Raw genomic sequence first — 13933 nt, forward strand, 5'->3', positions numbered from 1 at the left:
TTATTACCTATCTCGCGTGAAGTTGATTAGCTAATCGGCTTATTGATGTGTTCAATGAACCATCGATAACGGTTTCACCCGCCTTGATGACAATCCCACCGACCAGTGAGTCGTCAATCACCTGTTCTAATTCAACCTGACGCTCTAATTTCTTCTCAAGTGCAGCCGTTAATAAGGTAACTTGACCTGATGTAAGGCATTCTGAGCTGGTGACAGTGACAGGAATTACACGTTCATGTTCGTCCTTCAGCTCGCTGAACAAGCTAAACAAGTCTTTTACGACGGAAAGGCGACCATTTTCACCCAACACTCGAATTAGGTTGATAACGTGTTCATCAACCAACCCTTGGCAAACGTGAATGATGAGATTGGCGAGCTGTTCAGTTTGTTGGGCGCTTGCCCCTTCTGCTGAGATAATCTGATCAGCGATCGCTTCTTCTTCCGTTACTGCCACAAGAATTGAAAGCATCGAGTGCCACTCTTGTAACTTGTTTTCACCCAAAGCAAAGTCGAATGAGGCTTTGGCGTAGGGATGAGCAATATTGGTGTAATCTGACATACTGCCTCCGCTTACAGTTCGCTAATGAGTTGGTCAACTAACGCTCGGTTCGTTTCTGAATCTAGGTTTTTGTTGATCAGTTTCTGTGCACTTTGAATAACAGCGTCTGCCATGTCTGCCTGAAGTTCACGACGTAACTTTTGACGCTCACTTTCTAGTTCGGCTCTGCCTTGCTCTAGGATGCGAGCTTTTTCTTGCTCTGCTTCTTCGTGCGCTAAGCTGATGATTTCATTGCGGCGTTTTTTGCCTTGTTCAATCAGTTCAGTGACGTTGCGTTTTGCATCTTCGACAAGTTGTGCGCCATTGGATTTTGCTAGTTCTAGCTCTTTCGCTGCATTCTCTGAATGGCGTAAACCATCAGCAATTTCTTTTTGGCGCTCGTCTAACATTGCGGTGAGAGGGGGCCATACATATTTCATGCATAGCCAAACAAAAATCACGAATGAGATTGCTTGCCCGAACATGCTTGCATTTAAGTTCATACCTTCCTCGCTAAATCTTGATTAATTACAAATCGATCTTTTCAAAGCTTTTTGATTAAGCCACGGCGAAGATGATGTATAGACCGATACCAACACCGATCATTGGTACAGCATCCACAAGACCCATCATGATGAAGAATTGAGTACGAAGCATTGGAGTAAGGTCTGGTTGACGAGCAACACCTTCAAGGTATTTACCTGCCAAGTTACCAATACCTGACGCTGCACCTGCCGCACCTAAACCAATCAGTAATGCACCTGCTACATATAAAACTGCGCTTACGATATCCATTTGTATCTCCGATAAATAATTTGTTAGTTAAATTTTTAGTTATTAATTAGTGGTGTTCTTCTGTTGCCATACCTAAATAAACAACGGTCAGTACCATAAATATAAATGCTTGCAAGAATACGATTAATATGTGGAATAGTGCCCAAGGAACACTCAGTGCCCATTGCATCCACCATGGCATTAACGCGATCAGAATAAATATCATCTCACCTGCATACATGTTTCCGAATAATCGTAAGCCTAGTGATATAGGTTTTGAAATTAATGTGATTAATTCAAGAACTAAGTTAACAGGGTATAAAAGAGGGTTATCAAATGGCTGCGTAGTAAGCTCTTTGATAAAGCCTTTCAATCCTTTATTTTTAAACGTATAAGTCAACAGTAAGATAAATACACCCAGTGCCATCGACATTGGAATATTTACGTCCGCCGTTGGTAGATCTCTAAAGTGTTCTAGACCCATCGCACGACTTAATGCTGGTATGAAATCTATTGGTAATAAATCGACCGCGTTCATCAACAGCACCCAAACAAAAGTGGTTAATGCCAGTGGCCCTATTAATTTATCCTCCGCTTGAAAAATCTCTTTTACTAGGTTGTTTACAAAATCAAATATCAGTTCGATAAAACATTGAAATCGACCTGGAACACCGCTGGTGCCCTTGGTCACTATGTATCGAAAAGCTCCAATAAACAGTAAACCCGTAATCCAAGATACCAACATCGAGTCGATGTTGAACGCCCAGAAACCATCACCTGTAGTTAAGAAGGTTAAGTGATGCTCTATGTATTCGTGAGCGGTAGTTACTTGATCCATACTACACGTACTCCGATCTTGTAGAGGCAGTAATAAATGGTGTTAAGAAGTACCCAACCATCGTGAAAATATATGCGTACAATATTACTGGGTTATCCAATTTGAAAAACTGGAATGCCAAGATAAACATTAAGAACGTATAAGTTATTTTCACGACACGACTCATTTGCATTAAGTCACGTAAACTATAATTAGGGTTCTTGCGCACCTTTAGGCTTGCATATATAAAACCAAACAGCGGGGGTAGCATCGCAATAACGATACCCAAAGCTGAAGATTCCATATCTACTTTATTACCAAAAAACACTTCATATAAAACTACAACGACGGCTAATACTATTTGGCAGAGAACAATTCTTTTAGCAGCAACAAGAATGTCACCACTTATCCCGCTAAGCCTCATAATAAAACCTTATATTTAACAGTGTAAGCTCATATAAAACACAGTTTGAATATGTCTTGCTATTCGCATTTGCTTGTTAATAAAACTTTGCTTGTTAACAAAGATATAATCTTACTGGTTTTATATCTCCTGACGAAATAGAACGGTATAAACTAATTCGCTCTCGTTTCGACAAAATATAAACTACGCCTAAAATTATGTTATCAAAACGACAAATATCGACATCAATAATTCCATTTTTGAAATGGGTGATTTTCATTTATGAAAGTAATAATTCTGTCACTTTAATCATGAATATTTCAGATGCTTTATTGATAACTTGAAGTATTAAGAATGCCTGAATAATTCAGAGTAAGGCTAAGTGAGATTAAGGTGGTTAATTTATACTTTTCAAGTACTTACAGGTTGTTTTTAGAAGGGTAAGAGTCGGGCGATAGATGTGTTAATTCATCACTATTTCGTTATTTATAACGAGCAGCGTGCGTTTATTAACGCAGGAACATATATTTTTTATCTATTACTCATGAAGCGTGGAAAAACTGTGTCACATCAATGGTTATCCACGTTTTTCTTACTCATCGGGATATTTATGACCGGTTATATTGGAAGGTGAGGGGAAGAATTGAGAGCGTTAAAACCGTTTTTATGAAGTGTAAACCTTACTTCAGAGCCCGTTGATTGTGGTTGTTGCGACCACGTAAAGCGTATTCTGAAGTAACAAGTGGCGGTGACGCACTGCCACTTGTTAAATTTTGCTTATGGCGCTTCATAACTCAGATATTGAATACACAAATCATGAAAAGCTTGCGCTTGCGGTGAGATAGTACGGTCAGACAGTCGGAATATTCCAATTTGACGCTGTAACGGCGGGTCGATCAAAGGAATCCACACTAAACGCGTTTCATTGGTTGGGAAAGCAAGCTTAGGCAGTGTGGTTACCCCAATGCCTAGTTCCAACACAGAAAATAGAGAAGTGATGTTTTCTACCGAATACAGGGCTTGTTCACTGAGCATACGTGCAGGTGTTGGATCGAGTAGGGTACAAGTCCCGTTGCGAATGAACGGCTGTTTTAACAAAGTTTGCCATTCTATGCCCTCGGGTTGAGCGGCAATTGGGTTGTCCTTTAAGCAGACCACACCGATAGGATCGGAAAGAAGTGGGGTGAAGTCGATACTCTCTTCTTCTAAATGGGAGGTATTGCCAAGGGCGACATCCACCTCTCCAGAAAGTAACCTTGCTTCTACACCTGCCGCATTATCATCAATCAGGCTCACCTCAACGTTTGGGTATTGCTCACAAAAGGCTCCTAACACGCTAGGGATCAATTTAGCTGCCACCGAAGGCACGCTCGCTATTCGAACTCTTCCTTGTTGCCCAGCCGCCGCTGCACGCAAGTCATTATCTAATGCTTTGTAAACATTCAAGAATTGGATGATTTTTGGTAGGCATATTTCACCGAAAGGTGTCAGCGTAGATTTGTTGCCTGTTTCAAACAGTGGCTGACCGAGTATTTTCTCAAGCTCTTTTATCGAAGTAGACAGTGCCGCTTGAGAGCGATTGGCTCGGTGAGAAGCTGCTCGAAATCCACCTTCTTCGACGACTAAAACAAAATGTTTTAACTGTTGTAGCTTAATACTCATGACTTCGATCCCTCTCTAGCCCTTGCTATACCTTACTTTTTGCAAGGTGATAGATTTTATTTATCAAATGCACAAAATTTACCGTTAGATTTATCAGGCGTCAAGGTGCAGTATTTAACCATCTTGAAACATAGTTGTTACAAAGTTGGATGGAATCGTGAACGCACAAACTAAAAAACACCCAGTAAAAACCGCTCTTTTTGCTTCAAAAGCACCACTAGAGTGGGCAATCGTTAATAACGGCACTCTATACACGGCTCAGATTCCAATTGATGAAACGGGCGCAGTAGTAGAGGGCGGTATAGAAGCGCAAACGCGTCAGACTTTTAACAACCTTGTTCATACCTTGGAGTGTGCAGGTGAATCGATGGATTCTGTGCTGCAGGTTCTGATCTACGTGACTGACCGTGAGTATCTGAAAACGGTAAACAGCCTATACGGAGAATACTTCAACGCACCTTATCCAAACCGTGCAGCAGTCGTTGTTGCAGGGCTAGCTAGAGAAGAGATGTTGGTTGAGTTCGTGGTTTATGCATCGGCGTCTCAACCTGAATAAATGGACTGTGAACTGAGGCAATTTGCCAATCAAAGCTGTTTGTCTATGCAGATCTTTATTGATACAAGCGAATGGTTTTACGTCTAGATACAAAATTAATACTTATTCTCTATATAAATTAACAAATTATTAATTAATTCGATGGTTGCCAGACTCAACCGCAACCTAACGTTACAAGGACAGAATGATGACTCACTTACAGAATGTTCAAACAGAAAACGCACTTTACATTGGCGGCGAATGGCAAGCGGGTGTAAGCACCGTAGCGAACATTAACCCATCAGATATTTCTGAAAATATTGGCAACTTTGCACAAGCAAGTGCAGAGCAAGTGCAACAAGCAATTTCAGCGGCGAAATACGCTCAACCAGAGTGGGAAAAAACGCCGATTGAACGTAAGCAAGCGGTGCTTCAAGCGATTGGTGATGAGCTGATTGCCCGTTGTGATGAGCTGGGCACTTTGCTATCTCGTGAAGAAGGCAAGCCTTTTGCTGAAGGTCGCGGTGAGATTTACCGTGCAGGTCAGTTCTTCCAATACTTTGCGGCTGAAGTGCTTCGCCAAATTGGTGACAACGCCGATTCTGTACGCCCGGGTGTTTCTGTTGAAGTGACTCGCGAAGCGGTAGGCGTTATCGGCATTATCTCTCCTTGGAACTTCCCGACAGCAACAGCAGCTTGGAAAATCGCTCCAGCGCTTGCTTTTGGTAACAGCGTTATCTGGAAGCCAGCAAATCTAACACCAGCAAGTGCCGTTGCGCTTACTGAGATCATTCATCGCCAAGGTATCCCAGCAGGTACGTTCAACCTTGTTCTTGGTAGCGGTTCAACGGTTGGCGACGCACTGATCAACTCTAAAGAAGTGAACGGTGTCAGCTTTACCGGTTCTGTTGATACGGGTCGTAAAGTAGCAGCGGCTACCGCGCCAAACTTCGTTCGTTGCCAACTGGAAATGGGCAGTAAGAACGCGCTGGTTATCGCTGATGATGCAGATATCCAAACCGCAGTTGAAGCAACTATTGCCGGCTCTTTCTCTGGTGCAGGTCAAAAATGTACAGCGTCTTCTCGTCTTGTGGTTATGGATAGCATCCACGACCAGTACGTTGAAGCACTGATTAAACGTATGAGCGAGCTGAAAGTGGGTCACGCATTAGAGGAAGGCGTTTTCATGGGCCCAGTTGTTGACGGAAACCAGCTTGAAGCAAACCTAGGTTGGGTTGAGAAAGCACGTCAAAGCGGCGGTGAGCTGGCATTTGGTGGCGAACGCTTGAGCATGCAACACGAAGGCTTCTACATGGCTCCAACGCTGTTCTTGAACACTAAGAACGATTGGGAAGTGAACCAAGAGGAAGTGTTCGCACCAATGGCAAGCGTGATTCGAGTGGCTGACTTGGACGAAGCGATTGCAACCACTAACGACACTCGCTTTGGCTTAACTGGCGGCATCATCACTCAAAGCCTACGTACGAGCGCACTGTTCAAGCAACAAGCTCAAACTGGTTGTGTGATGGTTAACCTACCAACCGCTGGTACGGACTACCACGTACCGTTTGGCGGTCGTAAAGAGTCTAGCTTTGGTCCTCGTGAGCAAGGTCAATACGCGAAAGAGTTCTACACAGTAGTGAAGACGGCTTACCAACGTCCTTACTAATCTGCTTCCGATATAAGAATTGGCCTGATTCACAGAGTCAGGCCAACATTAAAACCAAAACAGCAAAGGAACTTAGATAAGTGATTTAACCCATTTTTGAAAACATGTTACTTGAGCGTGTTTTCAAAACCGAGCTAGAACACTGAGCTTTCAATAGGAGTGGTTATGTACCAGCAACGGATTGTTATAGATGGATTGCAATACTGCAATTGGAACAGAGAATATTTCCAAACACTAAAGGCGAGCGGCATTACAGCAGTTCACGCTACCGCGGTTTACCACGAGACGGCTCGTGAAACCTTATCTCGCTTTGCAGAGTGGAACTTAAGATTTGAGCAGAATGCAGACCTTATCATGCCGATTCACTCAATGGCTGATGTTGAGACTGCAAAAGCGACCGGCAAAGTCGGTATTTTCCTAGGCGCTCAGAACTGTTCTCCAATCGATGATGAGATTGGTCTTATCGAAGTGATGCGTAAGCAGGGTCTATTGATCATGCAACTGACGTACAACAACCAGAGCTTATTAGCGACGGGTTGTTACGAGAAGAACGACACCGGTATTACTCGTTTCGGAAAACAAGCCATCGAAGAGATGAACCGAGTGGGCATGATCATTGATATGTCTCACAGTGCAGAACGCTCAACACTTGAAGCGATTGACTTGTCTTCTCGTCCTATTTGTATCAGCCACGCGAACCCAACATTTGCTCATGACGCACTGCGTAACAAATCAAACGATGTGATTAAAGCGCTCACCGCACGTGGTGGCTTAATCGGATTCAGTTTATACCCATTCCACCTACCCAATGGTAGCCAATGTACCTTGGAAGACTTCTGCCAGATGGTTGCGACTACTGCTGACATGGTGGGCGTTGAACATCTGGGTATTGGCAGTGACCTGTGTTTAAACCAGCCTCAAGCCGTTCTTGAATGGATGAGAAATGGTCGTTGGTCTAAAGCGATGGACTACGGGGAAGGCTCTGCAAGCAATTCAGGTTGGCCTGATGCACTGCCTTGGTTCTGTGGTAGTTCAGGTATGGAAAATATATATAACGGATTGATGCGACATGGCTTTAGCGAGTCTGAAGCCGGGCAAGTCTTAGGAGAAAACTGGTTTAACTTTTTGAAAGATGGCTTAGAGCCTCAAAGCCAAAGTTAAGCTGCGCTTCTTACTTATAAGCATCTAATCAGCAGTCTGCTAAACACGTTCAGTTAGTGAGAACTGCTTCAATCAAATTTACTATTTAAAAGGAACAACGGTCTATTTCGCAACGCGGTAACCCAAACATGGATTAGCCTGCCCAACACAAAAAATAATAGGGCAGGTGTTAAATACACCCTTGTAGTCATCATTTTTATGACAGCTGCAAAGAAACCTCTGGAGTCAGAGTATGTCTGATTTAACCAATAGCGTGAAATCTCCAAGCTTAAATGCGGGTCAAGCACACACAACACGTAATGCAAAAAGCAACACAAACCAGTCTGAATCTACGTCAGACAAATTAGGGCTATCCAACCCGGCACTTTGGTACAGCGGCGGCTTTATCGCTCTGTTCGTGACCCTTGCTTTATTTGACGGCGAGCTACTATCAAGCCTAGTAAACACGGGCTTTGCGTGGTCGGTAAAAGTATTCGGTCCTTACTGGCAAATGCTTCTTCTTCTGACCTTTCTTATTGGTCTTGGCCTAGCGGCAGGGCGAACAGGTAAGGTTATCCTTGGCGGCATCGCGAAACCTGAAATGGACGGCTTCCGTTGGATGGCGATCATCTTCTGTACGTTACTTGCCGGTGGCGGCGTATTTTGGGCTGCAGCAGAGCCGATTGCTCACTATGTTAGCCCACCACCATTGTACGGTGCACAAGAGAACGCACAGCAAGGTGCAGTGAATGCTTTATCACAATCTTTCATGCACTGGGGTTTCCTAGCATGGGCAATCGTAGGTAGCTTAACGTCTATTGTGGTGATGCACCTTCACTACGACAAAGGCTTGCCACTTAAACCTCGAATTCTGCTTTACCCAGTATTGGGTGAGCGCGCGCTGAAAGGTCACACCGGTGCTTTGATTGATGCATGTTGTATTGTCGCTGTAGCGGCGGGCACCATTGGTCCTATCGGGTTCTTGGGCTTGCAGGTGAGCTACGCACTGAACGCACTGTTTGAGATTCCAGATGGCTTCACGACGCAGCTTATCATCATCTTGTTCGCAATCGTTCTATACACAATGTCGGCACTCAGTGGTCTAAACCGCGGAATGCAAATGCTAAGCCGTTACAACGTGATTTTGGCGATGGCATTGATGGTCTACATCCTGATATTCGGCCCTACAAACTTTATCTTTAACGGCTACATTCAAGGTGTAGGTAGCATGATCGACAACTTCATCCCAATGGCGACATACCGTGGTGATGAGGGGTGGTTGAGCTGGTGGACCGTATTCTTCTGGGGTTGGTTCTTAGGTTACGGGCCAATGATGGCAATCTTCATCGCACGTATCTCACGTGGCCGTAGTATTCGCCAATTGGTTTCAACCATCAGCTTAGTTGCACCGTTTGTTACTTGTTTCTGGTTCACGATTGTTGGTGGCTCTGGCCTTGCGTTCGAAATCGCAGATCCAGGCAGCGTAAGTAAAGCGTTTGAAGGCTTTAACTTACCAGGAGCTCTACTAGCGGTAACTCAGCAGCTTCCAATGCCGATGCTTATCTCTATCTTGTTCCTGATCTTAACCACGATTTTCATCGTAACGACTGGCGACTCAATGACTTACACCATCAGTGTTGTAATCAGTGGTGAGACAGAACCGAATGCAATCATCCGTACTTTCTGGGGTGTGATGATGGGCGTAACAGCGTTGATTCTGATTTCTCTAGGCTCTGGTGGTATTTCAGCGCTGCAATCGTTCATCGTAATTACAGCGGTTCCGGTGTCCTTGATCTTACTGCCATCGCTTTGGAATGCGCCTCAAATCGCAATCAAGATGGCGAAAGAACAGGGTCTGTAGATGAGCAGAGTTTGTAAAAGAGCAAGTCTTTAAAGAAACGCAGAGAAAACGCTCTCTAAAAATGTAAGAGAAACAAGGTATCAGCCTCTGAAATTAGGCTGATACCAGATTCCGAAAGGAAGAGAAAACCCGTACTGGTGAAGATACATCGGGCGGCAAACTATTTAGGTCAAGAGATCTAGTCAGGACAAATAATAAGGGGTGAGTTCGCTTACCTCGATAACATCAATAACGATTAAAAACGTGAAAGCTAACCAACATACTGTCGCTATAAATGCTTCAAAAGACAGCAACGATCGGTTCTGAATGGCTAGCAAAACCCTTATAACTACAAAGGTGGTGAGCAAAATGGATGCACATCGTTCTACCTACACTGAATCAGCACTACGTGACGCAACGGTCGTCATGGCACCGGAAAGACTGGGTGCTATGCACCAAACACGCATCAGCTTCATAAGAACTCTGATTCGTAAAATGGCGCAACAGCAATGGAAAGTGACCAAGCATGAGTGGCAATTAGACCCTCAAGGGTACGGTCATGCTATCTATAAGCTAGAGACGCCAAACCATGTTTATCATTTGGTTGTTTTTTGCGATGAGATTGCAGACGACGAGCGAAATGACCGTGTAATTGCTGAAAAGTGGGACGTAACGTTTGCTTTGGTTCTTGGCGATGTAGATGTCGCTCTACTTGAGAGACTTCGTGCGAATGTACCGCTACAAGAAGCAGGCCGTAACCCTAACAATGTGCTTGTTTTAGCGCGTGCCAACAAAAGCGTGCGTGTGTTCGAACACATAGTGAGCCACTTGGCTAAAGGGGTTCAACCAACGCCAAAAGAGCTAGCGGAAGTGGGCTACATCCTGAGAACGACTGCGGTTTATGGTAATGGTAAGTTCGGTATCGCTGACTTCAAAATTCTAGAGAAGAACCCAGATTTCAATCAGTCGTTTAGCGCTCAAATGTGTGCGGTATACATGCTGCGTGAATTCAGCCTAGATTGGGTTCATTACCTAGCAGAGCAACAAGGTTGTGAGCAAGCTGCGACTTTACATCGAGGTTTACAACGTTATCTAGGTGTAGGTAATGCGACAGGTTTAGGTATGGCACCATACCTGATTAACCATCCAAGTATTGTTGATCAATGGATGACAACCCGTGAGTATGCTCTATCTGACGTGCTAGCTAATCAGACCGACAATAGCTTAGTGGAGCCATTGCGTGCTCTAGTGAATAAAGCCATATGTCACCTAGAGCAGGTGGTGACGATCAATGAAACGCAACAAGAGTTAAACAAAGCTGCCGTCACTGAGTTGAAAGCTGCAGAACAAACGTTAGATGCCACAGTCAACCGATGTGAAACATGGGGTGAATTTGTCGAGCAATCTAAGCACATGAGTATGGAAGCCCAAGAAATCCTTATCTCATGCTTGATGGAATTGTACCCAGAATTAGTGGACGCCCATCAGGAGCAGATGAATTGTAGCGAGACACTGTCACTTCCTAGTGGTAAGAAAATACAAGATCTGTTGGTGATCTTAGAAGAGAAGTACCGCTGGGCAATCACAACTGACTTTACTAAGGCTGAAAATAACTACTGGTTCTGGTATCGCTCGCAAGACAAAGAAGAGCCAAGGCTCGGTGTTCGAGGCGAAGAGCTGGGTGAAGAGCGTGAACTGCCGTTAGATATCGGTCGTCAAGCTTACCGCTTGTACCATGCTTTATTGCAGTTTACGCCAGAGCTCTCATTAGCCGAGTTCTTAGTAAAACAGCCACAGCATCGTGCTATAGCTCGCCGCGTATGGACACTGGGCAACAAAGCGATGGGGGACATTCAAATGAATGTGCTTCATAAAGAATCGCTGCCAATGCATCTGCTACGTTGCAAGCTGGCGATGTTTGGTGCCACTAAGTTTGATCCGCGCTCTGATCGTTGGGTTCGCGTTACCTTCTTCCAAGGGGCGCCGTTGCTTGACGAAATTCATCAGGACGAATGGGTATTCCCACTGTTGCCGAGTGAAGCGGAGCTGGCTGGCTCACATAACGTTCCTACACATATCAATGCTCAACATGGAGGTAAATCGCTATGATTGTTTCTCACAATGAATTGGTCGCGGCCGTCAACAAAGCCTTTTTAGGGATGCGCCGTACATGTGGTGAAGCCGATGTGATAGCGAATATGGTGGCTGATTTACAAATGGTAGGCTTGGATGGTGTGCGTCATTTTAATAATGCGAGCAACTTTATCGGTCTAGAAGACGACTGCCCAGTTGATATTCAAGTGACAAGCGATAACACGGTCGAAGTTGATTTACACAAGGCTAGTTTGGCGTGTCATCTTCCTGTCGTAATGGATTATGCGATTGAAAAAATGGTCGGCAACAAATCGCTTAAAATTGAGCTAAACAACTGCCACAACCGCTGGTTGGCCTACAGTGAGCTTGTAAAACTAGCAGCGAAAGGTATTGCGTGCACTGCTCGTTGGGACAATGGCTCAAACCCTAAGAGCACCTTGTATGTGCTTAACCGTGGTTGCCTTGCTCCAGAACTGTTTTTATCAGATTTGCCTCTGACATCGGACGAACATATCCATAATATGACCATCGAGCTTTCCGTCCAGGATTTCGATATCGAACGCTTGTCAGATGGCTACCAAACACATGTCACGTCTGAGTCGTTATTTAAGACACAAGAAGAGGCGTGGCGTGATGGCATTGAGGTCAACGACGCAGAGTGGGCGACATTAAAAGAAACGGCCACAGCGATTCTGGTTGAAAATAGCCAGCGTTCAATTCAAGGGGCAGGAGAGCTAGTCGCCTCATAGCGGATTGAACTTACCGCAACATAAACATCGGATAACACCAAAAGAGCTTAACGTATCCTCACCTCGTTAAGCTCTTTTTATTTTCCTTCTTCTTTGTTTACTCATCCCTTGATATAGCCTTAAAAAAAGCGCTGTTTTGACATAGGTTGTAACGATACGAACATTCCTTGAGCAGTCAAGTGAAGCACCTTCACATTCATGCTTAACAAACGGTTTCATTTACGAGCTACTATGCGTATCTTGCTACCTATGTGTGCCATAGGGCGCCACTTTTCTTCGTAACGATGACATTAGAATCAGATAAAAAGGAATGAAGCGTGCAAGCTAAGTTTATAGATGGAACCACCCTGTATCGTCAGCACTATTTTGAACTACCACTCGATTATAAAGCGAAAGATGGACAGCAGATTCAAGTCTTTGCTCGTGAAGTGGTCGATCTAGCCAAAGACAGCCAAGAACTCCCATGGCTTATCTACTTTCAGGGCGGTCCAGGCTTTCCTTCACCACGAGTAAGTGGGGAATCCGGTTGGATGAAACGTGCGTTACAAAACTACCGCGTCTTGCTTCTTGATCAGCGCGGCACAGGTAATAGCACGGTAATTAGCCATGAAACTTTGGCGCATCTGTCTCCAGAGCAACAAGCTGAATATCTAACGCACTTTAGAGCCGACAACATTGTTCGTGATGCGGAAGCGATTCGTGAGCAATTTGGTGTTAAGCAGTGGTCTACGATTGGTCAGAGCTTTGGTGGTTTCTGTACACTGAGCTACCTATCGTTGTTCCCACAAAGCTTACAGCGCTGCTATGTGACGGGTGGTATTCCGTCTATTGAACGTGAAGCTGACGATGTCTACCGCGCGACCTATAAGCGTGTTGAAGATAAAAACAGAGCCTTCTTTGCTCAATTCCCACAAGCACAAGCCATGTGCCGAGAGATCTCTGATTACCTGCTTAACAATGAAGTGAAGCTACCAAACGGTCAGGTATTTACAGTTGAACAGTTCCAATTGATTGGCATTAACCTTGGTGCTGGCGAAGCCAACCTTCCTATGTACTTCACATTAGAGAGTGCGTTTGTTGAAGTTAATGGTAACAAGCAGTTGAGCTACAGCTTCCTAAATCAAATGCAACAAGAGCAGGGTTACCTAACCAACCCAATCTATGCCATTTTGCATGAATCGATCTATTGCCAAGGCACAGCATCAAATTGGTCGGCTCATCGAGTTCGCGAGCAGTATCCACACTTTAACTATCAATCGGGTGGGGAATTCTGGTTTACTGGCGAGATGGTCTACCCATGGATGTTTGATCAACTAGAAACATTGAAGCCACTGCGTGAAGCGGCGAATATCTTAGCTGAGAAGTCGGATTGGGGCACTTTGTACAACGCAGAGCAGCTTGGCAAGAATATCGTGCCAATGGCGTGTGCTGTTTATGCCGACGACATGTACGTTGAACTGGATTACAGCCGTGAAACACTGGCGAACATTCCAAATTCAAAAGCGTGGATCACTAATGAGTATGAGCACAACGGTTTACGAGCAGACGGCGAAAGAATCGTAGATAAGCTGATGACTATGGTTGAAGCATTAGAGAATTTGCCAAAGTAATCAAGCTATTACTGTTCGAAATAAGAGACGCTAAAAATTTGAAACGTTAGAAAAAGAAAACGCTGCATCCGTGCAGCGTTTTTGTTAGGTCATCGAACTATT

Annotated in this window: 12 protein-coding genes and 1 pseudogene; 7 read left to right on the plus strand and 6 right to left on the minus strand. The window is 44.5% G+C overall.

The genetic code is table 11. From position 1 onward, the window contains the following. Window positions 1–7: 7 nt before the first annotated feature. The 6 genes from BTO10_RS01790 to BTO10_RS01815 all read right to left on the minus strand — a co-directional run bounded on the left by BTO10_RS01790 (window position 8) and on the right by BTO10_RS01815 (window position 4194). Window positions 8–559, minus strand: a complete 552-nt coding sequence (locus BTO10_RS01790; protein WP_105023357.1) for a F0F1 ATP synthase subunit delta — start codon at window positions 557–559, stop codon at window positions 8–10. Between the two features lie 11 nt (window positions 560–570). Beyond that, entirely contained in the window at window positions 571–1041 is a 471-nt protein-coding gene (locus BTO10_RS01795; RefSeq protein ID WP_004741166.1) for a F0F1 ATP synthase subunit B, read from the minus strand. Between the two features lie 55 nt (window positions 1042–1096). Then, window positions 1097–1333 (minus strand): F0F1 ATP synthase subunit C, encoded by a 237-nt coding sequence (gene atpE, locus BTO10_RS01800; protein WP_004730405.1) that lies wholly within the window; start codon window positions 1331–1333, stop codon window positions 1097–1099. 46 nt (window positions 1334–1379) lie between these two features. Next, window positions 1380–2150, minus strand: coding sequence for a F0F1 ATP synthase subunit A (atpB, locus tag BTO10_RS01805; protein WP_105023358.1), 771 nt, complete (start codon window positions 2148–2150; stop codon window positions 1380–1382). Window position 2151: 1 nt separating this feature from the next. Continuing rightward, a complete protein-coding gene (locus BTO10_RS01810) occupies window positions 2152–2553 on the minus strand; it encodes an ATP synthase subunit I (RefSeq protein WP_105023359.1) in 402 nt (133 codons plus the stop codon). A gap of 756 nt (window positions 2554–3309) precedes the next feature. Further along, window positions 3310–4194: a LysR family transcriptional regulator gene (locus BTO10_RS01815; RefSeq protein ID WP_008217077.1), complete on the minus strand. Its 885-nt coding sequence runs from the start codon at window positions 4192–4194 to the stop codon at window positions 3310–3312. Window positions 4195–4351: 157 nt separating this feature from the next. Between BTO10_RS01815 and BTO10_RS01820 the strand changes: the two genes are divergently transcribed. From BTO10_RS01820 to BTO10_RS01850, 7 genes and pseudogenes are all read left to right on the plus strand, one after another. Further along, complete coding sequence (locus BTO10_RS01820; protein ID WP_105023360.1) at window positions 4352–4750, plus strand: RidA family protein; 399 nt, start codon at window positions 4352–4354, stop codon at window positions 4748–4750. A 187-nt stretch (window positions 4751–4937) separates the two neighbouring features. Then, on the plus strand, window positions 4938–6398 hold the full coding sequence (locus tag BTO10_RS01825; protein ID WP_105023361.1) for an aldehyde dehydrogenase family protein: 1461 nt from the start codon (window positions 4938–4940) through the stop codon (window positions 6396–6398). Between the two features lie 165 nt (window positions 6399–6563). Then, window positions 6564–7559 (plus strand): membrane dipeptidase, encoded by a 996-nt coding sequence (locus BTO10_RS01830; RefSeq protein WP_105023362.1) that lies wholly within the window; start codon window positions 6564–6566, stop codon window positions 7557–7559. 232 nt (window positions 7560–7791) lie between these two features. Further along, window positions 7792–9399, plus strand: coding sequence for a BCCT family transporter (locus BTO10_RS01835; RefSeq protein ID WP_065584621.1), 1608 nt, complete (start codon window positions 7792–7794; stop codon window positions 9397–9399). 274 nt (window positions 9400–9673) lie between these two features. Next, window positions 9674–11487: pseudogene (locus BTO10_RS01840) on the plus strand (hypothetical protein). After that, window positions 11484–12221: a DUF3726 domain-containing protein gene (locus BTO10_RS01845; protein ID WP_004741175.1), complete on the plus strand. Its 738-nt coding sequence runs from the start codon at window positions 11484–11486 to the stop codon at window positions 12219–12221. Before BTO10_RS01840 ends, BTO10_RS01845 begins: the two are co-directional and overlap by 4 nt. Before the next feature lie 317 nt (window positions 12222–12538). Further along, window positions 12539–13831: an alpha/beta fold hydrolase gene (locus tag BTO10_RS01850; protein WP_105023364.1), complete on the plus strand. Its 1293-nt coding sequence runs from the start codon at window positions 12539–12541 to the stop codon at window positions 13829–13831. The last annotated feature ends 102 nt before the right edge of the window (window positions 13832–13933 follow it).

Source organism: Vibrio chagasii (assembly GCF_002954585.1).
In the GTDB taxonomy this organism is placed as follows: Bacteria; Pseudomonadota; Gammaproteobacteria; order Enterobacterales; family Vibrionaceae; genus Vibrio; species Vibrio chagasii_A.